23 protein-coding genes and 2 rRNA genes (1 of these 25 running past the window's edge) are annotated in these 24488 nt (G+C 69.6%); 13 read left to right on the top strand and 12 right to left on the bottom strand.

What is annotated here, in order from left to right:
• Window positions 1-132: 132 nt before the first annotated feature.
• Window positions 133-1047 (top strand): SCO4651 family lipoprotein, encoded by a 915-nt coding sequence (locus tag BLW57_RS21260; protein WP_093476566.1) that lies wholly within the window; start codon window positions 133-135, stop codon window positions 1045-1047.
• A gap of 92 nt (window positions 1048-1139) precedes the next feature.
• On the top strand, window positions 1140-1307 hold the full coding sequence (locus BLW57_RS41465; RefSeq protein WP_176985672.1) for a hypothetical protein: 168 nt from the start codon (window positions 1140-1142) through the stop codon (window positions 1305-1307).
• Window positions 1308-1355: 48 nt separating this feature from the next.
• Here BLW57_RS41465 and BLW57_RS21255 read toward each other — a convergent pair whose 3' ends face one another.
• Window positions 1356-1661, bottom strand: a complete 306-nt coding sequence (locus BLW57_RS21255; protein ID WP_073901267.1) for a metal-sensitive transcriptional regulator — start codon at window positions 1659-1661, stop codon at window positions 1356-1358.
• A gap of 218 nt (window positions 1662-1879) precedes the next feature.
• On the opposite strand from BLW57_RS21255, the gene BLW57_RS21250 reads away from it, so the two are divergent.
• Both BLW57_RS21250 and BLW57_RS21245 read left to right on the top strand, forming a co-directional pair.
• Window positions 1880-2500, top strand: coding sequence for a DUF47 domain-containing protein (locus BLW57_RS21250; protein WP_093476565.1), 621 nt, complete (start codon window positions 1880-1882; stop codon window positions 2498-2500).
• A gap of 7 nt (window positions 2501-2507) precedes the next feature.
• The gene (locus tag BLW57_RS21245; protein WP_093476564.1) at window positions 2508-3506 is read left to right on the top strand and encodes an inorganic phosphate transporter; all 999 of its coding nucleotides are present in this window, start codon (window positions 2508-2510) and stop codon (window positions 3504-3506) included.
• A 282-nt stretch (window positions 3507-3788) separates the two neighbouring features.
• Here BLW57_RS21245 and pstB read toward each other — a convergent pair whose 3' ends face one another.
• The 4 genes from pstB to pstS form a co-directional block, all read right to left on the bottom strand.
• Window positions 3789-4565 (bottom strand): phosphate ABC transporter ATP-binding protein PstB, encoded by a 777-nt coding sequence (gene pstB, locus BLW57_RS21240; protein ID WP_093476562.1) that lies wholly within the window; start codon window positions 4563-4565, stop codon window positions 3789-3791.
• Between the two features lie 47 nt (window positions 4566-4612).
• Window positions 4613-5674 carry a phosphate ABC transporter permease PstA gene (gene pstA / locus BLW57_RS21235; RefSeq protein ID WP_093476561.1) on the bottom strand — a complete coding sequence of 354 codons (1062 nt, stop codon included), beginning with the start codon at window positions 5672-5674 and terminating at the stop codon, window positions 4613-4615.
• A complete protein-coding gene (pstC, locus tag BLW57_RS21230; protein ID WP_093476559.1) occupies window positions 5671-6678 on the bottom strand; it encodes a phosphate ABC transporter permease subunit PstC in 1008 nt (335 codons plus the stop codon). The genes pstA and pstC overlap by 4 nt, the downstream gene beginning before the upstream one ends.
• A gap of 125 nt (window positions 6679-6803) precedes the next feature.
• On the bottom strand, window positions 6804-7937 hold the full coding sequence (gene pstS, locus BLW57_RS21225; protein WP_093480805.1) for a phosphate ABC transporter substrate-binding protein PstS: 1134 nt from the start codon (window positions 7935-7937) through the stop codon (window positions 6804-6806).
• Between the two features lie 323 nt (window positions 7938-8260).
• On the opposite strand from pstS, the gene BLW57_RS21220 reads away from it, so the two are divergent.
• Window positions 8261-9835, top strand: a complete 1575-nt coding sequence (locus BLW57_RS21220; protein WP_093476558.1) for an FAD-binding oxidoreductase — start codon at window positions 8261-8263, stop codon at window positions 9833-9835.
• Between the two features lie 139 nt (window positions 9836-9974).
• Here the strand turns inward: BLW57_RS21220 and BLW57_RS21215 are convergent, their stop codons facing one another.
• The 4 genes from BLW57_RS21215 to BLW57_RS21200 all read right to left on the bottom strand — a co-directional run bounded on the left by BLW57_RS21215 (window position 9975) and on the right by BLW57_RS21200 (window position 13855).
• The gene (locus tag BLW57_RS21215) at window positions 9975-10679 is read right to left on the bottom strand and encodes a phosphatase PAP2 family protein (RefSeq protein ID WP_093476556.1); all 705 of its coding nucleotides are present in this window, start codon (window positions 10677-10679) and stop codon (window positions 9975-9977) included.
• 229 nt (window positions 10680-10908) lie between these two features.
• On the bottom strand, window positions 10909-11910 hold the full coding sequence (locus BLW57_RS21210) for a C40 family peptidase (RefSeq protein ID WP_093476555.1): 1002 nt from the start codon (window positions 11908-11910) through the stop codon (window positions 10909-10911).
• A 123-nt stretch (window positions 11911-12033) separates the two neighbouring features.
• Window positions 12034-12804, bottom strand: coding sequence for a trypsin-like serine peptidase (locus tag BLW57_RS21205; protein WP_093476554.1), 771 nt, complete (start codon window positions 12802-12804; stop codon window positions 12034-12036).
• Window positions 12805-12928: 124 nt separating this feature from the next.
• The gene (locus BLW57_RS21200; protein WP_093476553.1) at window positions 12929-13855 is read right to left on the bottom strand and encodes an oxidoreductase; all 927 of its coding nucleotides are present in this window, start codon (window positions 13853-13855) and stop codon (window positions 12929-12931) included.
• Between the two features lie 98 nt (window positions 13856-13953).
• On the opposite strand from BLW57_RS21200, the gene BLW57_RS21195 reads away from it, so the two are divergent.
• From BLW57_RS21195 to BLW57_RS21165, 7 genes are all read left to right on the top strand, one after another.
• Window positions 13954-14568, top strand: a complete 615-nt coding sequence (locus BLW57_RS21195) for a TetR/AcrR family transcriptional regulator (RefSeq protein WP_371127802.1) — start codon at window positions 13954-13956, stop codon at window positions 14566-14568.
• 331 nt (window positions 14569-14899) lie between these two features.
• Window positions 14900-15208, top strand: coding sequence for a hypothetical protein (locus tag BLW57_RS21190; protein WP_014673544.1), 309 nt, complete (start codon window positions 14900-14902; stop codon window positions 15206-15208).
• Window positions 15209-15373: 165 nt separating this feature from the next.
• Window positions 15374-16204 (top strand): DUF8175 domain-containg protein, encoded by an 831-nt coding sequence (locus tag BLW57_RS21185; protein ID WP_093476551.1) that lies wholly within the window; start codon window positions 15374-15376, stop codon window positions 16202-16204.
• Window positions 16194-17537, top strand: coding sequence for a hypothetical protein (locus tag BLW57_RS21180; RefSeq protein ID WP_093476549.1), 1344 nt, complete (start codon window positions 16194-16196; stop codon window positions 17535-17537). Before BLW57_RS21185 ends, BLW57_RS21180 begins: the two co-directional genes overlap by 11 nt.
• Window positions 17534-19090 carry an SCO6880 family protein gene (locus BLW57_RS21175; protein ID WP_093476547.1) on the top strand — a complete coding sequence of 519 codons (1557 nt, stop codon included), beginning with the start codon at window positions 17534-17536 and terminating at the stop codon, window positions 19088-19090. The genes BLW57_RS21180 and BLW57_RS21175 overlap by 4 nt, the downstream gene beginning before the upstream one ends.
• Window positions 19091-19104: 14 nt before the next feature.
• Window positions 19105-20517: an ATP-binding protein gene (locus BLW57_RS21170; RefSeq protein WP_093476546.1), complete on the top strand. Its 1413-nt coding sequence runs from the start codon at window positions 19105-19107 to the stop codon at window positions 20515-20517.
• A gap of 12 nt (window positions 20518-20529) precedes the next feature.
• Window positions 20530-22119: a type IV secretory system conjugative DNA transfer family protein gene (locus tag BLW57_RS21165; protein WP_093476544.1), complete on the top strand. Its 1590-nt coding sequence runs from the start codon at window positions 20530-20532 to the stop codon at window positions 22117-22119.
• Here the strand turns inward: BLW57_RS21165 and BLW57_RS21160 are convergent.
• Window positions 22116-22679 (bottom strand): GNAT family N-acetyltransferase, encoded by a 564-nt coding sequence (locus tag BLW57_RS21160; RefSeq protein WP_093476542.1) that lies wholly within the window; start codon window positions 22677-22679, stop codon window positions 22116-22118. The genes BLW57_RS21165 and BLW57_RS21160 overlap by 4 nt on opposite strands.
• An 84-nt stretch (window positions 22680-22763) precedes the next feature.
• Here BLW57_RS21160 and BLW57_RS21155 point away from each other — a divergent pair, with 84 nt between their 5' ends.
• On the top strand, window positions 22764-23312 hold the full coding sequence (locus tag BLW57_RS21155; protein ID WP_093476541.1) for a cysteine hydrolase family protein: 549 nt from the start codon (window positions 22764-22766) through the stop codon (window positions 23310-23312).
• Between the two features lie 51 nt (window positions 23313-23363).
• On the opposite strand, the gene rrf is transcribed toward BLW57_RS21155, so the two are convergent.
• Window positions 23364-23480, bottom strand: a 5S ribosomal RNA gene (rrf, locus tag BLW57_RS21150).
• An 86-nt stretch (window positions 23481-23566) separates the two neighbouring features.
• Window positions 23567-24488 (bottom strand): 23S ribosomal RNA (locus BLW57_RS21145) (it continues 2199 nt past the right edge of the window).

The raw sequence follows: 24488 nt of genomic DNA, 5'->3' as shown, positions 1-24488 counted from the left end.
CTCTCGCGCCACCGCGGGCTCCCCACGCCTTCCCCCCGCGCCCCCGCCCCGTGCGTGACGGCACCCCCTACCGGTCGTTAACCGGTCGACAGGGGGCCCGTGACGGACGTACCGGCTGGGGGTAGGCAGGCCATGGATCGGCGGCAGCACAGGCACGCGGGCAGGACGGTCGTCGCGGTGGGCATCATGCTCGGCCTGGGCACGGCCGCCACGGGCTGCTCCCCCAGCGGAGCCGCCGCCGAGGACGTCAAGGGCGGCAACGACCCGGTGGCCGTGCTGCACCGGGCGGCCGACACCCTGCGCGGCGCGGGCAGCTCCAAGGCCACCACCTCGATGGAGATGGCGACCGGCGGCACCCGCGTCACCATCCGCGGCAGAGGGGTCTACGACTACCGGCGCCGGCTCGGCCGGCTCACCGTGGTCCTCCCGGAGGACCCCACCGGCGCCGCGGAGCACCGGCCCATCACCGAGCTCCTGGCCCCGGGCGCCCTGTTCATGAAGAACCGGGGCGCCGGAGTACCGGCCGACAAGTGGGTGCGGGTGGAGACGACGACCCTGTCCGACGGCAACCTGGTCACCGGCGGCGCGACCGACCCGTACGCGGCGGCCGAGGTGCTGCGCGGCACGCGTACGGCGGCCTACCTCGGCAGGACCGAGGTCGCCGGCACACCGGTGCGGCACTACCGGGGGACGGCCGACCTGGGTGTGGCGGCGCGGTACGCCTCCGCCGAGGGCAGGGCGGCCCTCGCGGCGGCGGCAAAAGGGTTCGCCACCGCCCGGGTGCCGTTCGACGCCTACCTGGACGACCAGGGCCGCATCCGCAAGCTCCGGCAGCGCTTCAGCTTCGTCAACGGCCGGGAGAAGAACGCCGTGGCGGTCGCCTCGACGACGCTGCTGTACGCCTTCGGCGTCCCCGCGGACGTACGCCTGCCACGCCGGTCGGACATCTACGCCGGCCGGATCGCGGGGGACGGGACGGCGGACGGGGCCCCGGGCGGACCGGACCGCCCGGCGGGCGGCACGGCCGGAGACGAACCGGCGCACTAGTCCGGGACACCACCCCGTAAGTAGCCCGTCCGTGCCATGCGCGGTGTGTGGAGCCCTGCCTACTCTAGGAAGTCGGTGACGGCGGAGGAGAGGTGAGGCGGGTGGCCCCGGTCGGCGGTACGGCGGTACAGGACCACGTGGCCCTCGCCGAGATCGAGCTGTGCGGAGAGCTGATCATCGCGGCCTCGGCGGCCGAGGACCGGCTCAGCCTGGAGAGCATCGACGAGGTGCTGCGGGTGGCCGAGGAGCGGCAGGCCTGAGCCGCCGGAGCGGATCCGCCCCCGGGCGCCGGCCCCGAGTCGCCCGGCTCAGGTGCGCAGCAGGCGGCCGATCGCCTTCGTCGCCTCGTCGACCTTCGCGTCGATCTCGTCACCGCCCTTGAGGGCCGCGTCGGCCACGCAGTGCCGCAGGTGCTCCTCCAGCAGTTGCAGCGCGAAGGACTGCAGGGCCTTGGTGGAGGCGGAGACCTGCGTGAGTATGTCGATGCAGTACGTGTCCTCCTCGACCATCCGCTGCAGCCCGCGGATCTGGCCCTCGATCCGGCGCAGCCGCTTGAGGTGCTCGTCCTTCTGCTTGTGGTAGCCGTGCGTGGCGCCGGCCTCGGTCGTCGTCATCGCGGGCCTCCGTCTCGGGACGAGGTGTGGACACAATCCGGGATACATACCCCAGGTGGGTATATGGTAACCAACTTTGCGGGGTACAGAGCCCTTGGTACGCCCCCGTGCTGATCACTCTGCCCGATGGGCGACACTGGGATGCGGCCCGATAGCCGTGGCCGGATGATGCGCCTAGCATCAGCCTGACCGAAACCGAAGCACCCCGAGGACCCCACGTGCGCTTTCGTCTGACCCCCAGGGAGACGAGCTTCTACGACATGTTCGCCGCATCCGCGGACAACATCGTCACCGGCTCGAAGCTCCTGATGGAACTGCTCGGGGCGGACTCCTCCGCCCGGGCCGAGATCGCGGAGCGTATGCGGGCAGCGGAACACGCAGGTGACGACGCCACGCACGCGATCTTCCACCAGCTGAACTCCTCCTTCATCACGCCGTTCGACCGGGAGGACATCTACACCCTCGCCGGGTCGCTCGACGACATCATGGACTTCATGGAGGAGGCCGTCGACCTGGTCGTCCTCTACAACGTGGAGGAGCTGCCGAAGGGCGTCGAGCAGCAGATCGAGGTGCTGGCCCGAGCGGCCGAGCTGACGGCGGAGGCCATGCCGAACCTCCGCACGATGGACAACCTCACCGAGTACTGGATCGAGGTCAACCGGCTGGAGAACCAGGCGGACCAGATCCACCGCAAGCTGCTCGCCCAGCTCTTCAACGGCAAGTACGACGCGATCGAGGTGCTGAAGCTCAAGCAGATCGTGGACGTCCTTGAGGAGGCGGCGGACGCGTTCGAGCACGTGGCGAACACGGTGGAGACCATCGCCGTCAAGGAGTCCTGAGGCGTCGATGGACACCTTCGCCCTGATCGTGACCATCGCGGTCGCGCTCTTCTTCACGTACACGAACGGCTTCCACGACTCCGCGAACGCGATCGCCACGTCGGTGTCGACGCGGGCGCTGACCCCGCGGGCGGCGCTCGCCATGGCCGCCGTCATGAACCTCGCCGGCGCCTTCCTGGGCTCCGGGGTCGCCAAGACCGTCAGCGAGGGCCTGATCGAGACGCCCAAGGGCTCCACGGGGTTGGGCATCCTCTTCGCGGCCCTGGTCGGCGCGATCGTCTGGAACCTGATCACCTGGTACTTCGGCCTGCCCTCCTCGTCCTCCCACGCCCTGTTCGGCGGCCTGGTGGGCGCGGCCCTCGCGGGCGGCACGGAGGTGCTGTGGAACGGCGTCGTCGACAAGGTCATCATCCCGATGTTCCTGTCGCCGGTCGTCGGTCTGATCGTCGGCTATCTGGTGATGACGGCGATCATGTGGCTGTTCCGCCGGTCCAACCCGCACAAGGCGAAGCGGGGCTTCCGCATCGCGCAGACCGTGTCGGCCGCCGGCATGGCGCTCGGCCACGGCCTCCAGGACGCCCAGAAGACGATGGGTGTCGTGGTGATGGCGCTGGTGATCTCCGGCCACGAGACGTACGGCGACCCGATCCCGGTGTGGGTGAAGATCGTCTGCGCGATCATGCTGTCGCTGGGCACCTACGCGGGTGGCTGGCGCATCATGCGGACCCTCGGCCGCAAGATCATCGAGCTCGACCCGCCGCAGGGTTTCGCCGCGGAGACGACCGGTGCGTCGATCATGTTCACCACGGCGTTCATCTTCAAGGCGCCGATCTCCACGACCCATGTCATCACCTCGGCGATCATGGGTGTCGGCGCGACGAAGCGGGTCAACGCCGTCCGGTGGGGCGTGGCCAAGAACATCGTCCTCGGCTGGTTCATCACGATGCCGGCGGCGGCCCTGGTGGCCGCGGCGGCCTTCGGCCTGATCAACCTGACGGTCCTGTAGCGCCTCCTCCTCTCCGCACAGCCCCGCCCACCTCCACCCCCGGCCGGAACCGGGACAGGGGGTGGGCGCTCGGCTTCCGGCCCACGGCAGGACCGGTCGGCCGGGAGGCGCGGACGGGGGAGCGTAAAGGCAAGGGCAGCGGCACCCGCCGGAGGCGAAACGCAGGGGCCCGCCCCCGTTGACCGGGGGCGGGCCCTTTTGCGTCCTCGCGGTGGCACCGCCATGCAGCACCGCGAGGGGTTCGTGCGCGCGTCCTCGGACCGGCCGGGACCGCGGTGTCCGTCAGCCGAAGCGGCCGGAGATGTAGTCCTCCGTGGCCTGCACGGACGGGTTGGAGAAGATCCGCTCGGTGTCGTCGATCTCGATCAGCCGGCCCGGCTGCCCGACGGCGGCCAGGTTGAAGAACGCCGTACGGTCCGAGACACGCGCCGCCTGCTGCATGTTGTGCGTCACGATGACGATCGTGAAGCGCTCCTTCAGCTCACCGATCAGGTCCTCGATGGCGAGGGTGGAGATCGGGTCCAGCGCGGAGCACGGCTCGTCCATCAGCAGCACCTTCGGCTCGACCGCGATCGCCCGGGCGATGCACAGACGCTGCTGCTGGCCACCGGAGAGCCCGGAGCCCGGCTTGTTCAGGCGGTCCTTGACCTCGTTCCAGAGGTTCGCGCCCTTGAGCGACTTCTCGACGATGTCGCTCAGCTCGCTCTTCTTGTAGTTGCCGTTCAGGCGCAGACCCGCCGCCACGTTGTCGAAGATCGACATCGTGGGGAAGGGGTTCGGGCGCTGGAAGACCATGCCGACCTCGCGGCGCACCGACACCGGGTCGATGCCCGTGCCGTACAGGTCCTCGTCGTCGAGGAGCACCTTGCCCTCGACGCGGCCGCCCGGGGTGACCTCGTGCATGCGGTTCAGCGTGCGCAGGAACGTCGACTTGCCGCAGCCGGAGGGGCCGATGAACGCCGTCACCGAACGCGGCTCGACAGTCATCGAGATGTCTTCGATCGCCTTGTGGGATCCGTAGTAGGCGGTGAGTCCGCTTACGTCGATTCGCTTGGCCATGTCTACTTCACTTCCAGAAATTCAGGCTCGGTCGCTGTGTGGCCGCGTCAGCGACCGGTCTTCGGGGCCTTCCAGCGGGCGATTCCGCGGGCCAGCAGGTTGAGGATCATCACGAAGGCGATCAGCGCGAGCGAGGCCGCCCACGCACGGTCGTACGCCGCACCGCTACCCGCGCTGTTCGCGAACTGCTGGTAGATGTACAGCGGCAGCGACGCCTGCGCACCCTCGAAGGGGTTGTTGTTGATGAACGGGTTGCCGAAGACCAGCAGCAGCACGGGCGCGGTCTCACCGGCGATACGGGCGACCGCCAGCATGATGCCGGTGGTGATGCCGCCGATGGAGGTCGGCAGGACCACCTTCAGGATCGTGCGCCACTTCGGCACACCGAGGGCCAGGGAGGCCTCGCGCAGCTCGTTCGGGACGAGCTTGAGCATCTCCTCGGTGGAGCGGACGACGACCGGCATCATCAGGATGGCCAGGGCCAGCGAACCGGCGAAGCCGAACGGCTGCATCTGGAAGATGAGCATCAGGCTGAGGATGAACAGACCCGCGACGATCGACGGGATGCCCGTCATGACGTCGACGAAGAAGGTGACCGCCTTGGCGAGCTTGCCCCGCCCGTACTCCACCAGGTAGATCGCGGTGAGCACGCCGATCGGGGCGCCGATCAGGGTGGCGAGGCCGACCTGCTCCAGGCTGCCGATGATGGCGTGGTAGATGCCGCCGCCGGGCTCGGTGTCGGCGACGACACCCATCGAGTGGGTCAGGAAGTAGACGTCGAGGACCTTCACACCGCGTGCGACGGTCACCCAGATCAGGGAGACCAGCGGCACCACGGCGACCACGAAGGCCACCCAGACGAGGCTGGTCGCGATGCGGTCCTTGGCCTGTCGGCGGCCCTCGACGCGCGCGGCGATCACGTACGTACCGAGGACGAACAGGACGGCGGCGATCAGGACCCACTGGACGCTGCTGTGCAGTCCGGCGGCCAGCGAGATGCCGATGCCGAGGGCGAGCGAGCCGGCGGCGATCGCCCAGGGCGACCACTTCGGCAGGCTGGCGCCGCGCAGGGTGCTGTGACGCTTGTGGCTGACGGCTGCGGTGCTCATGCGTTGGCCCCCGAGTACTCCGCACGGCGGGCGATGATCAGCCGGGCCGCGCCGTTGACCAGCAGGGTGATGACGAACAGGACCAGACCGGACGCGATGAGCGCGTCCCGGCCGAACTCCGTCGCCTCACTGAACTTGCTGGCGATGTTCTGCGCGAAGGTGCCGCCGCCCGGGTTGAGCAGGCTGGCCTGGATGTCGAAGGAGGGGGAGAGCACGGTGGCCACGGCCATCGTCTCGCCCAGCGCGCGGCCGAGGCCCAGCATCGAGGCCGAGATCACGCCGGAGCGGCCGAAGGGCAGCACGGACATGCGGACGACCTCCCAGCGCGTGGCGCCGAGAGCCAGGGCCGCCTCCTCGTGCATCTGCGGGACCTGGCGGAAGACCTCGCGGCTCACGTTGGTGATGATCGGCAGGATCATGATCGCGAGCAGGATCCCCACGGTGAGCATCGAACGCGGGGCGCCCTCCTCCCAGGAGAACAGGCCGGTCCAGCCGAAGAAGTCGTTGAGCCAGCCGAAGAGGCCGTTCATGTGCGGGACGAGCACCAGCGCGCCCCACAGGCCGTACACGATGGACGGCACGGCGGCGAGCAGGTCGATCACGTAGGCGACCGGACCGGCGAGCCGGCGCGGCGCGTAGTGCGTGATGAACAGCGCGATGGCGACCGCGACCGGGACCGCGAGCAGCATGGCGACGACCGAGGAGACGATCGTGCCGAACGCCAGGACCGCGATGCCGAAGGTCGGCGGGATGAGGTTGGTGTTCCACTCGAAGGTGGTCAGGAAGTTGCCGTGGTCCTTGCTGATCGCGAGGGAGGCACGGTAGGTGAGGAAGACCGCGATCGCGGCCATGATCACAAGCAGCAGGATGCCCGAGCCGCGGGTGAGGCCGAGGAAGATCCGGTCACCGGGCCGGGTGGCGCCGCGGGCGGCGCGCTTCTGCTCGACCACGGAAGGCTGAGGGGTGGGGGGAGATGCGTCTGTCGTCTTCGTCGATATGTCCATCGGGTTCTCCGGTCTGCTGAGCCGTGCGCCCCCTGAGGGGGTGACGACTCTTGGCGGCGGTGCACCGGACGGTGCGACCCGGTCCTCGGGAGGCCGTGTGGACCGGGCCGCACTCTCGGATCAGGTCAGCTCAGGCCCTCGATGGTGGTGCGGACCTTGGCGATGATCTCGTTGGGGACGGGCGCGTAGTCGATGCCCGAGAGGACCTTCTGACCGTCCTCGCTCGCGATGTAGCGAAGGAAGGCCTTGGTGGCGGGCAGGGTGTCCGCCTTGTTGCCCTTGTCGCAGACGATCTCGTACGTGACCAGGGTGATCGGGTAGGCACCCTCGGCCTTGGTCTTGTAGTCGAGCTGCAGCGTCAGGTCCTTGCCGGTGCCGACGACCTTGGCGGCCGCGATGTCGGCGGTGGCGCTGTCGGAGCTCGGCGCGACCGGCTTGCTGGCACCGGTGTCGATGGAGACGGCCTTGATGCCGTCCTTGACGTAGGACAGCTCGAAGTAGCCGATGGCGCCGGAGGTCTGCTTGACCTGCTGGGCCACACCCGCGGACTGCGGAGCGGACTGGCCGCCCTTGGCCTGCCAGGCCTTGCCGCCGGAGTACTTCCAGTTGTTCGGGGTGGTGGCGATCAGGTACTTGGTGAAGTTGTCCGTGGTGCCGGACTCGTCCGAGCGGTGGAACGCCTGGATCTTGAGGTCGGGCAGCTTGACGCCCTTGTTCAGCTTGGCGATCGCCGGGTCGTTCCACTTGGTGATCTTGCTGTCGAAGATCTTCGCAAGGGTCGGGGCGTCCAGGACCAGGTTGTCGACACCCGGGACGTTGTAACCGAGGGCGATCGGGCCGCCGACCATCGGGAGGTCGATGCCCTGGCCGCCGTTGCAGACCTTCTTGGAAGCGGTGACCTCTTCCGGCTTCAGCGCGGAGTCGGAACCGGCGAAGGCGACCTGGCCCTGCGTGAACGCGGTCACACCGGCGCCGGAGCCGCCACCCTTGTAGTTGATCTGGACGCCACAGGCCTTGGAGAACTCCTTGACCCAGGCGTCGATCGCGTTCTTCTGCGCGGAGGAGCCGTCGGCGAGCAGCTGACCCTTGGCGTCGTCACACTTGATCGAGCCGGCGTTCGCGGCCGCGCTCGAGCTGCCCGTCGCCTTGCCACCGTCACCGTTGTCGTCCGAGCCGCACGCCGTGAGGGCCAGGGCGCCGGAGACGGCGACAGCACCGAGGGAGAGGGCGCGCAGCCGGTTCTTGCGCTGAAGCTTCACTTTCGGGTGTTCCTTCCTGAAGCCGCCGCTGTCGGCGGCGTGCGAGGTCGTGAGGTGAGGTGGGCGCATGTCTTGCCGCCCCTCCGCACCGTGCACGGCCGAAATTAGGCAGAACAGGTGAAGCCGCCGATGGCCGGAAGTGAACGGCGGGTGAACCCCTGCCGTCAGCCCGGTGAGGTCACGGAATGCTTACGGGGAGGGCACGTGGAGGTTCCAACCTTTGGGTTGCACGCACACATATTCGACGTTCTTAGCTCGTTCGGGGGAACCCTGCCGCACGCGCCGTCGTCTCGTTCCAGGAGAGCCGAGGAAAGGCGACGGACATGGAACGGCGTACATTCATCTCGAGCGGTGCGGCCGCCCTCGCGACGACCGCACTGACCGCGTGCGGTGCGGACGGGAGCCACTCCGCCTCCGCGACGGCGCACAGCCGCACGCCGTCGCCCGGCTCATCGTCTCTTACCTCCCTGAAGACCACCAGCGCAGGCGCCGCCGCGAACTGGGCGGCCCTCGCCCGTGATCTCGACGGCACCCTGCTGCGGCCCGGCGACGCCTCCTGGAAGACGGCGCACCAGCTGTACAACACCCGCTTCGACGGCCTGAAGCCCGCCGCGGTCGCCTACGTCGCGCACGCCGCCGACATCCGTACGACCCTGAGCTACGCCCGCGCGCACGACATCCGGGTGTCCATACGCAACGGCGGCCACTCCTACGCGGGCTACTCCTCCGGCGACAACCGCCTGATCCTCGACGTCTCCAGGCTGAACCGGATCCGGGTCAGCGGCGGGCAGGCGGTCGTGGGCGCCGGCTCGAAGCTGATCGACGTCTACCGCGCGCTGGCCGCGAAGGGCGTGACCATACCCGCGGGCTCCTGCCCCACCGTCGGCGTCTCCGGCCTGGTGCTCGGCGGCGGCCACGGTGTCGCCTCCCGCGCCTACGGCCTGACCTGCGACAGCCTCACCCAGGCCACACTGATCACGGCCGACGGCACCCAGGTCACCGCCGACGCCACCCACCACTCCGATCTCTTCTGGGCGCTGCGCGGCGCGGGCAACGGCAACTTCGGCGTCGTCACCGAGCTGCACTTCAAGACCCACGCGGCACCGCAGGCGGTCACCGCCTACATGACGTGGCCGTGGTCGAAGGCGGCCGCGGTGCTCAAGGCCTGGCAGGAGTGGGGCCCGACCCAGCCCGACGAGATCTGGTCCTCCCTGCACCTGGCCTGCTCCCCGGGCCGGACCCCGACCGTCTCGGTGGCCTGCTTCTCCCTCGGTACCTACGGCGAGCTGCAGAACGCCGTGGACCGCCTGGCCCACAAGGCCGGGGCGAACGCCTCCTCCGTCTCCCTGCGCCGCCGCGGCTACGAGGAGGCGATGGAGATCTACGCCGGCTGCTCCTCCTTCTCCACCGACGCCCAGTGCCATCTGCCCGGCTCCACCCCGGGCCGCTCCCCGCAGGGCAAGCTGGGCCGCGAGACCTACGCCGCCCGCTCCGACTTCTTCGACCGCTCGCTGTCCGCCGCGGGCATCCAGACCGTGCTGAAGCAGATCGCCTCGGTGCGCGGCGGCGCGGGAAGCATCGCGTTCACGGCCCTCGGCGGAGCGGTCAACCGGGTCTCCCCCACCGCGACGGCGTTCGTCCACCGCCGCTCCCGGATGCTGGCCCAGTACATCGCCTCCTGGGGCGCGGGCGCGTCCGGCGGCACCGCCCAGTCCTGGCTGACCGCGGCGCACGGCGCGATGAAGCCGTACGCCTCCGGTGCGGCGTACCAGAACTACACGGACCCGACGCTCAAGGACTGGCGCAAGGCGTACTACGGCGACGCGGCGACCCGGCTGGCGAAGGTGAAGAAGAGCTACGACCCGCAGCGCTTCTTCTCCTACGCGCAGGGGCTGTAGCGCCACCGCCCGCCCGTGGTCGCCGGCGTTCATGTCGTACGGCGCCATGGCCACCGCTGTCGCCGCCGGCACCTGGAGCGGCGCGGTGGGTGGCGGGCACACCGCGGCGGAGAACTCGGTCAGGCGCGGGAGCCTACGGCTACGCCGCGAGGTCGCGCTCCTCCGACTCCAGGGGCGTGCGGGTGCCAGAAACCAGGGCGTCCCGGTGCGCCCGCTCCGCCGGCCGCCGCCGCACGATCCAGCCGGCGCGCGGCGAACGCTCCACGGCCCGCATCAGCGGGGTGAGCAGTGCCGTGGCGAGCGGCGACAGCAGCAGGACGACCGCCGTGCCGAGGGCGAAGCCGCCGACGACGTCCGTCGGGTAGTGCACGCCCATGTAGACCCGGCAGAAGCCCTCCAGCAGGGCCAGTCCGATGCCGGCGAGGCCGAACCTCCGGTTGGCGACGAAGAGTCCGACGCCGAGGGCCATGGTGATCGTGGCGTGGTCGCTGACGAAGGAGAAGTCGCTCTTGCCGGAGACGAGGACGTCCAGGCCCTGGTGGTCGACGAAGGGGCGGGGGCGTTCGACGAAGCCGCGGATCGGCACGTTCACCAGGACCGCGAGGCCCGCCGCGAGCGGGGCCCACACGAGCGCGGCCACCGAGGGCGCCGCCTCCTCGCCACCGCGGCGCCGCACGGACCACCAGCACCACATGATCAGCAGCACCATCGCGAGCAGCAGGCCGTACTCGCCCACGAACTCCATGATCCGGTCGAACCAGGGCGGGGCATCCTTGGCCAGGCCATTGATGTCGTAGAGCAGGTCGACGTCGGGGTTCGATCCGGATTCGGCGAGTACAGCCATGGTGCTGCGGCCCCTTCGTCGTCATTCCGGACGCACCGGGCGTGCGTCGGTCCTGCCCCCGTGGTTCGTAGACCCGCTTCAGCTGCACTGCCGTACTGACGTCCGCTCGGCTACGTCAACAGGAACGCACAGCCACCATCAATACGTTCCACTCTCCACTGAATGATCACTCAGACGTTATCGAAGAGAGACTCATCTCCGCAGCTCAGGGGGTGGGTTCACGCTCGGTTCACACCGTCGTGGGGAGCGCTTTTGCGCCATCTTCGGTGACCCGTGTGGCGCCGAAGTAGTCGGGGGTGTCGATCGGGTCGAACCGGATCACCGCCCCCGACCTGGGCGCGTCGATCATGTACCCGCCGCCGACGTAGATACCCACGTGCCGGATGGCCCGGGAGTCGGTGAGGTCGTCCGAGAAGAACACCAGGTCACCGGGGAGCAGTTGGTCCCGTGAGGGGTGCGCGCCCGCGTTGTACTGGTCGTTGGCCACCCGGGGCAGGGTGATGCCGACCTTGTCGTAGGCGGCCTTGGTCAGGCCCGAGCAGTCGAAGCGTCCACCCTGGTCGGCGGTGCCGTTGCCGCCCCACAGATAGGGCGTGCCCAGCTTGCCCTGGGCGAAGGCGATGGCGCCGGCGGCCTGCCGGGTCGGGTCGAGCCGGGTGACCGGGGCGGCGAAGCTCTTCTCCAGGCTGCGGATCCGCTGGACGTAGTTCCGCGTCTCGCTGATGGCCGGCACCCCGCCCGCCCTTATGACGCGGTAGGCCCCCGCGTTGTAGGCGGCGAGCATGTTGTCGGAGGTGTTCCCGGGCACGTCCTTCACGTACTTGGCGAGCTCGCAGTCGTACGAGGCGGCCGACGGAATCGCGTCATTCGGGTCCCAGATGTCGCGCTTGCCGTCGCCGTTGCCGTCGATGCCGTGCGTCGCCCAGGTGCTCGGGATGAACTGGGCGATGCCGCGCGCGTCGGCCGGACTGACGACCGTCGGGTTCCAACCGCTCTCCTGGTACAGCTGGGCGGCGAGCAGCGCCGGGCTGAGCGCCGGGCACAGGTTGCCCCACTGCTGCACGAGCTGCTTGTAGGCGGCCGGTACGGCTCCCTTGGCCAGACCCCGGCCCCCGGAGGTCACTCCGTTGACGAGGTTCCCGGCGACGATGTACACCCCGACGACGAGCAGCATGACGAACCCCATGCCGAGCCCGACGGCCGCCCCACCGATCACCCATACCTTCCGCACGTTTCAACTTTCCCCCATGCGCGCGCGGTTCACGGCCATTTGGACGCGAAGTGGCGTCATTTCACAGGTGGGCGGCCGGGAGTGACGCTCTCTCAGTCACGCTGCCGCCGGCGGCCGCCCGGATCAGGAGGCGTTCGACGCGTCCCGGTACAGCTCCGCCGCCTCGCCGCCGAGGACCACGCTGTAGGAGACGTCCGCCGTGGCGCCGCCCTTCTCGTGGCCTCCGAGGACGCCGACGACCTGGCCGTCGCCGTTGACCCAGGGGCTGCCGCTGGTGCCGCCGGTGAGATCGGGGCAGTCGATGCGCTGCTGCGTACGGCTGTGCGGGGCCGGCTTGTTGGTGCACCGGACGGGCACCTCCCGGGAGTCCGGGTACCCGGTGACGGTCACGGCGGTGGCGCCGGTGGCCGTCCCGGTCGCGAACCGGTCGGCGCCGACCACGTCCTCCACGTGCCGGCCGTCCGGTCCGGCGACGGTGGCGAAGGCGAGGTCGCTGTCCTCGTCCCGGCCCTCGGCCCAGCCGTCGGGAAGGAAGCGCCGCGTCACCCGCCACACCCCGTACGGTGCCCGCCCGTCCCGGTAGCCCGGCACGAACACCAGGTCGACGTCGGGTCCGTCCACGCAGTGGGCGGCGGTGACGATCAGGTCGCCGCGCGAGCTGTGCACCACCGACGCGGTACAGAAGTGGCCCCCGGCGAGCCGGTCCGCCCGGTCCGCGGCGAAGAGCGCGCCCACCCGGACGCTCTGCCGGGTCACGGCGGCGTCCGCGGTGACCCCGAGCGGCCCCGGTCCGTCGTCGGCGGCGGCCACGGAGGCCGAGGTCAGGGCGAGCAGCACCACGGCACCGAGCAACGCGGGACGCGAGGTGACCGAGCTGCGTGAGATGCGCTTCATCAGGCCCCACTCTGTCCCACGAAGGTGAGATTCCCGCGCCGGCTTCACCCAGATTTTCCAGTGAATCCCCGCCTTCCCGCCACCGCTGGGGCTCATGCACGGTGAGTCGGCCGGGCACGGGTTGTCATCGGACGGACGTGGGCAGTCCCCACCTCACGCCCGTCAGTTCCTCCGAGAGGGTCCACAGTCGGCGGGCCGCCTCCGGGTCGCTCGCCGCCGCGCTGCGGCCGACCAGGGTGGGGGCACCGCGCATCTCGCCCAGCCCGTCGGGGCCGACGTAGGCCGCTCCGGGCAGGTCCTGGCTCGCCGCGTACAGGGTGGGCAGGGCGCCGGCCCTGTCGTCCTGGGCGAGGAACCGGTTGCCGGTCCGCATCAGCACCCGGACGACCGGGTTGGCGGCGTGGTCCTGGAGGTTGGTCGCGGACCAGCCGGGGTGGGCCGCCAGGGCGCGCACCCCGGATCCGGCCTCGGTGAGGCGCCGCTGCAGCTCCAGGGTGAACAGGAGGTTCGCCAGCTTGGACTGGGAGTAGGCACGCTGGGGGCCGTAGCCGCGCGTCAGATTGACGTCCTCGAAGTCGATCCGCCCGTCGCCCATGCGGTGCGCGGCGGACGCCACGGTCACCACCCGGTCGGTCACGTAGGGCAGCAGCAGGTTGGTCAGCGCGAAGTGGCCGAGGTGGTTGGTGCCGAACTGCATCTCGAAGCCCTGCTTCGTCCGCTGCTCCGGCAGGAGCATCACGCCCGCGTTGTTGATCAGTACGTCCAGCGGACGGTCCCAGCCGGCGGCGAACTCGCGCACCGAGTCCAGGTCGGCCAGGTCCAGCCGGCGCACCTCGGTGCTGCCGCCCACCTTCGCCGCCGCGGCGCCGCCCCGCCCGAGGTCCCGTACGGCCAGCACCACGTGCGCACCGGCCCGGGCCAACGCCTGGGCGGCGGTGAGGCCGATACCGCTGTTGGCACCGGTGATCACGGCCGTGCGGCCGCTCAGGTCGGGGAGGTGGGTCGCGTTCCACTTGGCGCGCTTGCCGCGCGCTTCGCTCGTCTCAGTCATGACGCCAATGTAGGCAGCGGCAACAATGCTGTCAATGACAACAATGGTGGCAGTGCCAACTATATTGGCGCCGACTACATCGAGATACGATGGCGCGCATGTCCCGCATGTCCCCGTCACCCGCGAACCGCCCCTACCACCACGGGGACCTGCGCGCCGCCCTGCTCGAAAGCGCCGAGCGCACGCTGCGCGAGAAGGGCGCGGGCGCCCTCTCGCTGCGCGAGATGGCGCGCGACATCGGCGTGAGCCACGCCGCCCCGGGCCGGCACTTCAAGGACAAGCAGGCCCTGATCGACGCCCTCGCGCTCGACGGGTACGAGCGCCTGAACGAGGCCCTGAGCAGCGCCGCCGACCGCCCGGACCAGTCCTTCGAGCAGCGGATGACCGCGCTCGCCCGGGCCTACCTGGGGTTCGCCGTCGAGAACCCCGAGCTCCTGGAGCTGATGTTCGCGCGCAAGCACGACCCCGACAGCTCCGCCCAGCTCGCCGCCGCCGTGGACCAGTCCCTCGGCTCCTTCACCCGGATGATCGCGGACGCCCAGGAGCGGGGCGAGATCGTCCAGGGCGACCCCGAGCGCATCACCACCGTCGCCGCGGCGAGCCTGCACGGGCTGGCCGCGCTCATCGCCGGCTGCGCGCTCGACGCGGAGGAGACCCTGGCCGGCCTGGACGCCCACGTCCACCTGCTCCTGCACGGCCTCACGCCCCGCTGACGGCGGGCCGATCCGCGTCGCCCCGGCACCCCGCCCCCCTGACGGGCCGTGAGAACATCGTCTCGACACCTCACCCGACCAGCCGTCAGAAAACGGACATGGCCGTAGAGGGGGTCAACGACAGAACCACACGACAGGTTCCGGTCGGACCTCGTTGCCCGCGGTGACCTGCCGTGATACACAGAGTGACCATACGCGCCATTCGTACGAAACCCGCCAGTCAATGACGTCAAGTCGACATACGTTGGCGGCGTTGTCGGCGACAATGAGGCCTGTCCTCTGCACACCGCAGGGGCGCTCGCGGAACTACCCACCAGGGGCGGTGACTTACATGCTCTTTGCGGCCGACAAGGGAGACATCAACACCATCATCGGCGGGATCGCTCCGGACTGGGGCCCCTTCGGCAGCCTGGGCAACGAGGCCAAGGTGATGATCGAGGTGGTCATGGCCGTGGCCATCCTCCTCTGCCTCGGCATCGCGGTATGGGGTGCCGCCAAGCAGCGGATCGGAGCGACGGCCCTGCGCGACACGTTCAGCGCGGAACAGGGCAAGGGCCTCATCATCGCCGGTCTCACCGGTGTCTTCATCATCGGTTCCCTCGGCACACTGTTCACCATCGTGTACGGCATGGCGGTCTGACGCCCGTTCATCCGCGGCAACCGGCCGTCCCCTCCACCCCCACCCACCCGTCGTGCCCACCGGCTGAGGTTGCGTTTCCCTGATGTCGAGTCACCACACCGCGCCCGCGCGGGAACCAGCACGGCTACCGTCGTATGCCTACGAGGGTGAGGGGGCGCAGGCGGCATGAGTCTCGGAGACGAGCAGGGCTACACCGACTACGGCGACGCGGGTCACACCCGTACCCGGCTGCCCGAGGGCGACCCCTACGGCGGCGCTCCACGCCGCGTCGGCCGCCGCTCCTCCTCCCGGAGCCTGGTCACGGTGGTCGGCGTGGTCGTCCTCCTCATCGCGGCGATCGCCTTCGCGAACCGCGGCGACGACTCGTCGTCCGACAACACGACGAACAAACAGACCCGGCCGACGGCGGCCGCGACTACCGCAACCGGCACCAGGCCGGTGGAATCCAAGTCCACCGGCGTGCCCACGGGATTCGCCCACAGCGAGCAGGGTGCACAGTCGGCGGCCTCGAACTACGCCGTAGCGCTGGGCTCCACCGGCATGTTCAGGAAAGAGAGCCGACACACGCTGCTGGACCTCCTGTACACCTCCGACGCGGCGTCCCGTCTGCAGACCCCCATGGACCAGGCCTATTCGGCGGAGTTCCTCGCCAGAATGGGCCTCGACCCCTCGGGCAATCCGCCCAACGGCAGCACGTTCGTATCGAGAGTGGTCCCGATCGGCACGAGCGTGCGGCAGTACCAGGACGACAAGGCCAAGGTCGCGGTCTGGTACCTGGGGCTCATCGGCATGGCCGGCAACACCTCGACCGACCCGGTCACCTCGTCCTGGAAGACCTGGACGTTCGATCTGCGGTGGTCCGACGGTGATTGGAAGATCGCCTCGGACGCGCAGAAGAACGGCCCAGCGCCGGTGCCCGGTGACGACAAGGCCGCCACCTCCGCCGAGATCAGCAAGGCCACCGAAGAGTACGGAGGGTTCACGTATGCCCGGTAGCTCGCACCGTGCGCTCAAGCTCGCCGGAGTCGTGACAGCCGTGCAGACCACGGCCGTACTGCTGGCCACCCGCGCCGTCGCCGCGCCCACACCCACCCCTTCGGGCAGCCCGTCCCCCTCGCCGTCGAAGAGCAAGTACAACTGTGGCGTCATCTCCGGGGAGGCCAAGAAGTACTGCGAGCGCGGCAACACCTCCAGCGGGTCCGGTGGTGCCACCACGCCCGACGCGGGCACACTCGACCCTCTGTCGTCGCTGGCGAAGGGATGCGCCGAGGCCGCCGCGTGGACGGTGGAAAAGCTCAGCAAGGCCGTGAAGGAGACCGCCAACGTCGACTTCACCAATGCCAAGTTCCTTCAGCAGTACGCCGTCGTGTTCGCCGCGTCCACGATCCTCACGCTCCTGCTGTGGCTGCTGGCCGTCGCCAAGCGAGCCGTCCGCGGTGTCCCCCTCACCACCGCCATCTCCGAGGCCGTCGGCTTCCTGTGGCTCACCGTGCTCGCCTCCGCCTTCACCCCCCTGATCCTCTACACCGTCGTCTCGGCCACCGACGGCGTCACGGACGTCCTCGCGAAAGCCACCGGCGACCAGACCGACACGTTCTTCGGCACCTTCTCCGGCGCCCTCGGCAAGGGCAACGACATCGGCGGCGGACCGATCATGCTGATCGTCGTCTCCCTGGTCAGCATCCTCGCCGCCGGCATCCTCTGGCTGGAGCTGGTCATCCGCGCCGCCCTCCTCTACGTCGGCGCCCTCCTCGGCACCGTCGTCTACGCGGGCCTGGTCGACAAGAACCTGTGGGGCCACGTCCGCCGCTGGGCCGGCGTCATGATCGCCGTCATCCTCGTCAAACCGGTCATCGTGATCGTGCTCGGACTCGCCGGCGCCCTCTCCGGCGACAACGGCCCCGACGCCTTCTCCGCCGTCGTCTCCGGCCTCGCCATCATCCTGCTCGCCATCTTCGCCAGCGCGATGATCTACCGCTTCGTCCCCGGCTTCGGCGACGAGCTCGCCGGCTCCCGCAACAACCGCATCATGCAGGGCGCCGAGGGCAAGGCCGCGGCGGTCATCAGCTCCCCCGCCACCCTCGTCGCCCAGGGCATCAAGACCCACAGCTCCCGCGCCGACAGCAACGCGGGAGCAGGCGGATCCGGCTCCCCGCGCCCGGCCAACCCCGCCAGCGGCGGAGTCGCCGCCCACAGCAGCCGTACCCCCGCCGGGGGCAACGGCGGAGCCGTCCCCTCCGCCGCGCCCGCGCCCCGCGCGCCCAGCCCGGTCAACACCCCGCACGCAAGCAACACCCGCAACAACCGCTCGGGAGGTGAAGGGCGTTGACGACCGAGTCCCACCTGTCCCATCCGGTCACGCCCCGCCGTACGTATCTGATCGGCCGCGCCCGGCCGAACGCGATCGTCGGCCGGAACCGCGAGTCCGGCGAGATCGCGCTGATCATCGCCGGCGCGTTCCTCGGCATGATGTGCGGACTCCTCGTCCCGTACCTGTCCCTGCGGATCGTGCTGCTGATGGGCTTCCCCCTGCTCGCGCTCGCCGCGGTCTACGTGCCGTACAAGCGCCGCACCTTCTACCGGTGGTTCGAGATCAACCGCAGCTACAAGCGCACCGTCAAGCGCGGCGCCACGTACCGCTCCGGTGTGATGGACGCCGGCACCCGGATCGACGGACGGGAGGTGGAGGTCGGCCCGCCCCCCGGCATCGGGCGCATCACCTGGCTCGCCGCCCCCTTCGGACCGGACGAGATCGCCGTACTGCTGCACGCCGACCGGAAGACCGTCACGGCCGCCATCGAGATCGAGGGCCCCGGCGTGGGCCTGCGCGACTCCGAGGACCAGGAGGCCCTGGTCGACCGCTTCGGCACGCTGCTCAAGCACGTGGCCAACGGCGACGGCTTCGTCACCCGGCTCCAGATGCTCGCCCGTACGCTGCCCGCCGACCCGGACGCCCACGCCAAGGACGTGGCCCTGCGCGGCGACAGCCGCTCCCCCGACTGGCTCCAGGGGTCGTACGAGCAGCTCCAGTCCATGGTGTCCACCAGCAGCGAGCAGCACCGCGCCTACCTCGTCGCCTGCATGCACTTCACCCGCGACCTGGCCGCCGAGGCCAACGCGATGGCCCGTGCCGTCCGCGCGCACGGCGCCAAGGTCGACCGGGACGCCGGCCTCGCCGTGGTCATGGCCCGCGAGCTGACCGACATCTGCTCGCGGCTCCAGGAGGCCGACATCCGCGTCCGGCAGCCGCTCGGCCAGGGCCGGCTCGCCTCGCTGATCCACTCCATGTACGACCCGGACCACCCCATCGACCACATCCAGGCGATGACCCGGCGCAACGCCTGGCCGGCCGAGCTTGACGCCATGGAGCCCACCTACCTCCAGGCCAAGACCCGGGAGTCCAGCACCCGCGCCCCCTGGTGCCACGCCACCGCCTGGGTGAAGGAGTGGCCGATGACGCCCGTCGGCGTCAACTTCCTCGCCCCGCTCCTCGTCCACACCCCGGACGTCATCCGGACGGTCGCCGTGACGATGGATCTCGAGCCCACCGAGGTGGCCATCGAACGCATGCTGACCGAGAAGACCAACGACGAGGCCGAGGCCTCCCGCGCCGCCAAGATGAACCGGACCGTGGACCCCCGGGACATCGCCGCGCACAACCGCCTCGACCAGCGGGGCGAGGACCTCGCCAGCGGCGCCGCGGGCGTCAACCTCGTCGGCTACATCACCGTCTCCTCCCGCACCCCCGACTCGCTGGCACGCGACAAGCGCACGATAAGAGCCTCCGCGGGCAAGTCGTACCTCAAGCTGGAGTGGTGCGACCGTGAGCACCACCGCGCGTTCGTGAACACACTTCCCTTCGCCACCGGCATCCGAAGGTAGGGGCTGATTCGCCGATGCGGGATCCGCTGTCCGTCCTCACCGAGGCCTTCACCTCCTTCCTCTTCGGGAAGGTCGAGACGACCCGGCTGCCGGTGCGCACCTCCACGGGCCAGGCCCAGGCGGTCTATCTGCCCACCGCCGCGCCCGGCCTCGGCGACTCCGGCGTCATCATCGGCCGCGAGGTCTACTCCGGAAAGGGCTACATCTACGACCCGTTCCAGCTCTACGGCCAGCAGCTGCCGGCCCCGCACTGGCTCGTCCTCGGCGAGTCCGGCAACGGCAAGTCGGCGCTGGAGAAGACGTACGTACTGCGCCAGCTGCGCTTCAGGGACCGGCAGGTCGTCGTCCTGGACGCGCAGGGCGAGGACGGGGTCGGCGAGTGGAACCTCATCGCGCAGGAGCTGGGGATAACCCCCATCCGGCTCGACCCGACGGCCGCCCTGAACCACGGGATCCGGCTCAACCCCCTGGACCCCTCGATCACCACGACCGGCCAGCTCGCGCTGCTCCGGACGATCATCGAGGTGGCGATGGGCCACGGCCTGGACGAACGCTCCGGCTTCGCCCTCAAGGTCGCACACAGCTTCGTCAACGAGACCATCCTGGACCGCCAGCCCGTCCTGACCGACATCGTCGAGCAGCTGCGGCACCCGGAACCGGAGTCGGCGGAGGCGATGAACGTCGCCATAGACGACGTACGGGCCTGGGGGCTCGACGTCGCCCTGGTGCTGGACCGGCTGGTCGACGGTGACCTGCGGGGCATGTTCGACGGCCCGACCACGGTCGGCATCGACCTGGACGCGCCGCTGATCGTCTTCGACCTCTCCCACATCGACCGCAACTCCATCGCCATGCCGATCCTCATGGCGATCGTCGGCGTGTGGCTGGAGCACACCTGGATCCGCCCCGACCGGAAGAAGCGCATCTTCCTGGTCGAGGAGGCCTGGCACATCATCAACAGCCCCTTCGTGGCCCAGCTGTTCCAGCGCCTGCTGAAGTTCGGCCGCCGGCTCGGCCTGTCCTTCGTGGCGGTCGTCCACCACCTGTCCGACGTGGTCGACGGCGCCGCGGCGAAGGAGGCTGCGGCGATCCTCAAGATGGCGTCGACCAGGACGATCTACGCCCAGAAGGCGGACGAGGCCCGGGCCACCGGCCGGGTGCTGGGTTTGCCCAGATGGGCGGTGGAAATCATTCCGACGCTGACGCCCGGCATCGCCGTGTGGGACGTCAACGGAAACGTCCAGGTGGTCAAGCACCTGGTCACGGAGACGGAACGGCCACTGGTCTTCACCGACCGCGCGATGACCGAGTCCGCCAGCGACCTCACGGACGACGACGCCCTGCACGCGGCCGAACTGGAGGCCGAGCAGCGGGCGGCGGCCTTCGTGGAGCAGCACCTCGGCGACTCGGAATCGACGGTGGCGTAGGGAGAGAACAGGGTGAGACCGGACGACCGCCGCGACGGCCAGGGCGGCATCCCCGACGGCCTGCTGGTCGGCATACTCGCGTTCCTCCTCGGCATGACCGTGCTCGTCTGGACGGCCACCGGACTGGCGGCCCTCTTCGCCCAGGGCGCCTGGCCCGACGGCGTCACGTTCACCCGCACCCCGCTCGCCATGCGGCATCTCATCGGCCGCCCGCACGACGTCCCCGGTGCCTGGCCGGACACCCCGGCCTCCCAGCTGTCCGGCTGGGGCCTGTTCTGGGGCCTGTTCATCGGGCAGCTGATGATCCTGCTCGTCCTCACCGTCTTCGCGCTGGGCGTGGTGACCCGCTGGCGCGCGGGGAAGACGCGGCGGGCCACCAACAGGGCGCACACGACTGCTCCGACGCCCGCCGCGGCCCAGCGGCCCGCAGAGGTTCCCGAGCAGCCCCATGAGGTCCCCGAGCCGCGCCCGGAGCCGATCCCCGAGTCACGGCCGACGGAGGTGCGGCCGGCCGCCGCGGTGGAGACAGTGGACGCGGCACCGGCGGAGGCACCGCGACGGGCGTCCGCGCCGGCCGCCCTGGATGCCGTCGCCGCGGACGCGGAGCGTGCGGGCGCGTGGGAAGCGCCGGAAACGCCCCGCGACGAGGGCCCGGTGCGCTACGGCTCCCGGGAGACCCGCCGGCCGGCCGCGGCCCGGGCCGTACGGGACGCGGAGGGCCCGGCCCTGGTCGTCACCTCGAACCCGGCACTGTGGCAGGACACCAAGGACGCCAGGGCCAAGCTCGGCCCCGCCCTCCTCTACGACCCCACGCACCTCTGCGACACCCCGGCCCGTCTCCACTGGTCGCCCACGGCCGGCTGCGAGGACCGCCAGACGGCGCTGAACAGGGCCACCGCCCTCCTCGGTCCCGTGCGGCCCACGGCCAGGATCGACCAGGCGGTGGCCGACACGGCGATAACCCTCCTGCGCAGCTACCTCCACGCCGCCGCCCTGGAGAACCGCACCGTCCGTCATGTCCACCGCTGGTCCCAGGGCACCCAGGTGCAGGACGCCGTACGCACCCTGCGCACCCACCCCAAGGCCGCGCCGGGCGCCGCCGGCGAGCTGGAGGCGGCTCTGACCGCGCATCCGGAACGCCGGGACATCGCCCAGGAGTTGACCAGCCGGGCTCTGTCCGCCCTCTTCACGGTCAACGTTCGCGAGGCATGCACTCCCCATCGAACCGATGCGCTCGCCTTGGATTCCTTCGTCCACGAAGGGGGCACGCTTTATGTGGTCGGTGAATCCATCGAGGACCCGCGGAGCAACCCCGGCGCGATGCCGCTCCTGACGGCCCTCGTCTCCAGCGTGGTCGAGCGCGGCCGGCGCATGGCCGAACGGTCATCCTCCGGTCGGCTCGACCCACCACTCACGGTGGTCCTGGACGACATCGCCGCCGTCGCGCCCTTCCCCGAGCTGCCGGCGCTGCTCGCCGCCGGCCCGGGGCAGGGGCTGCCGACGCTGGTCCTGCTCCGCTCCCAGGAACAGGCCCGTTCCCGCTGGCCGCAGCAGGAGCTCCTGCCCCAGGAGCGGTCCGGGGGGCGTCCAGGGGTGGCCTAGGGCCGGCGGTCCAGGACGAACTCCCTCTCGTTCTCCCCTTCGTCCTTGGTGAACGCGACGACCAGTCCGCTCGGTACGAAGCCCACCTTGCGGTAGGCGCTCTGTGCCCGCGCGTTGTCGGCGTGGACGAACAGCCGTACCCGCTCGGCGCCGCGCTGCCACGCCCATTCCACCCCGGCGTCGAACAGCGCCTTGATCAGTCCGTTCCCGCGGTGCTCGGGGCGCACGAAGACGCCGACGACGTGCCCCTGCCGCCGCTCGACCGGGTGGCCGGCCCAGTCCTCCGTGCCGGCCTCCTCGACGAGCACGGTGACGGTGCCGGCCCAGGTGCCGTCCGGGGCCTCGGCGATGATCTGCCGGGCGGCGGACGAACCTTCTCCGGAGCCGATCGCCCGGTCCTGCCAGAAGGCGTCCGTCTTGGCCGCGGCCTCCTCGTACGTCTCCAGGAAGGCGAGGTGGGCGACCGGGTCCCGCAGCGCGTCGAGGCGCAGCTGCCGTACGGCCGTCCAGTCTTCGGGTCGTATCGCGCGGACGGTGTAGCCGCTGGTGGGGGTGTTCATGCAGCCAACGGTAGTCACGCCCCGCGGCATCTCTCACCTCAAATACCGGTGCCCGCTGTCAGTGGCCGCTCCTAGGCTGGGCGCATGACCACACTTCCCGATCGGCCGAACACCGCTGTCCTCGTCATCGACGTCCAGAACGGCGTGGTGGCGGACGCCCACGACCGCGACGGCGTCATCGCGAACATCAACACCCTGATCGACAAGGCCCGCACGGCGGGTGCACCGGTCGTCTGGGTGCAGCACTCGAGCGAGGAGCTGGAGCACGGCAGCGAGAGCTGGCGGTACGTGCCCGAGCTGACCCGCCTCGACGCGGAGCCGCTCATCCACAAGAAGTACGGGGACTCCTTCGAGGACACCGACCTGGAGGACGTGCTGGCCGAGCACAAGGTGGGCCGGCTCCTCGTCTCGGGTGCCCAGACGGACGCCTGTATCCGCTCGACGCTGCACGGGGCGATCGTGCGCGGCTACGACGCGACGCTGGTCTCCGACGCCCACACCACGGAGGACCTGACGAAGTACGGCGCTCCGGCACCGGAACAGGTGATCGCCCATACCAACCTCTACTGGCAGTGGCAGAGCGCCCCCGGCCGGCAGGGCGGAACGGTGGAGACGGCAGAAGTAAGTTTCTGAACAACGCAGAAAACCCCCGCATCCGTGGATGCGGGGGTTTTCCCAAAGATTGTTCGGCGGCGTCCTACTCTCCCACAGGGTCCCCCCTGCAGTACCATCGGCGCTGTGAGGCTTAGCTTCCGGGTTCGGAATGTAACCGGGCGTTTCCCTCACGCTATGACCACCGAAACACTATGAAACTCTCAACCGAAACGCCCACACATGGGGGCGACCTGGTCGTGGTTTCAGAACCAACACAGTGAACGCGAGCATCAATGGACAAGCCCTCGGCCTATTAGTACCAGTCAACTCCACCGGTTGCCCGGCTTCCATATCTGGCCTATCAACCCAGTCGTCTACTGGGAGCCTTACCCTCTCAAGGAGGTGGGAATACTCATCTCGAAGCAGGCTTCCCGCTTAGATGCTTTCAGCGGTTATCCCTCCCGAACGTAGCCAACCAGCCATGCCCTTGGCAGGACAACTGGCACACCAGAGGTTCGTCCGTCCCGGTCCTCTCGTACTAGGGACAGCCCTTCTCAATATTCCTACGCGCACAGCGGATAGGGACCGAACTGTCTCACGACGTTCTAAACCCAGCTCGCGTACCGCTTTAATGGGCGAACAGCCCAACCCTTGGGACCGACTCCAGCCCCAGGATGCGACGAGCCGACATCGAGGTGCCAAACCATCCCGTCGATATGGACTCTTGGGGAAGATCAGCCTGTTATCCCCGGGGTACCTTTTATCCGTTGAGCGACGGCGCTTCCACAAGCCACCGCCGGATCACTAGTCCCGACTTTCGTCCCTGCTCGACCCGTCGGTCTCACAGTCAAGCTCCCTTGTGCACTTACACTCAACACCTGATTGCCAACCAGGCTGAGGGAACCTTTGGGCGCCTCCGTTACCCTTTGGGAGGCAACCGCCCCAGTTAAACTACCCATCAGACACTGTCCCTGATCCGGATCACGGACCCAGGTTAGACATCCAGCACGACCAGACTGGTATTTCAACGACGACTCCACAACCACTGGCGTGGCTGCTTCAAAGTCTCCCAGCTATCCTACACAAGCCGAACCGAACACCAATATCAAACTGTAGTAAAGGTCCCGGGGTCTTTCCGTCCTGCTGCGCGAAACGAGCATCTTTACTCGTAGTGCAATTTCACCGGGCCTATGGTTGAGACAGTCGAGAAGTCGT

The sequence above is a fragment of the Streptomyces sp. 1222.5 genome (assembly GCF_900105245.1).
Taxonomy (GTDB): Bacteria; Actinomycetota; Actinomycetes; order Streptomycetales; family Streptomycetaceae; genus Streptomyces; species Streptomyces albidocamelliae.
Note: the sequence above shows the minus strand (reverse complement) of the source record. Positions and strands in the feature narration are given on the sequence as shown.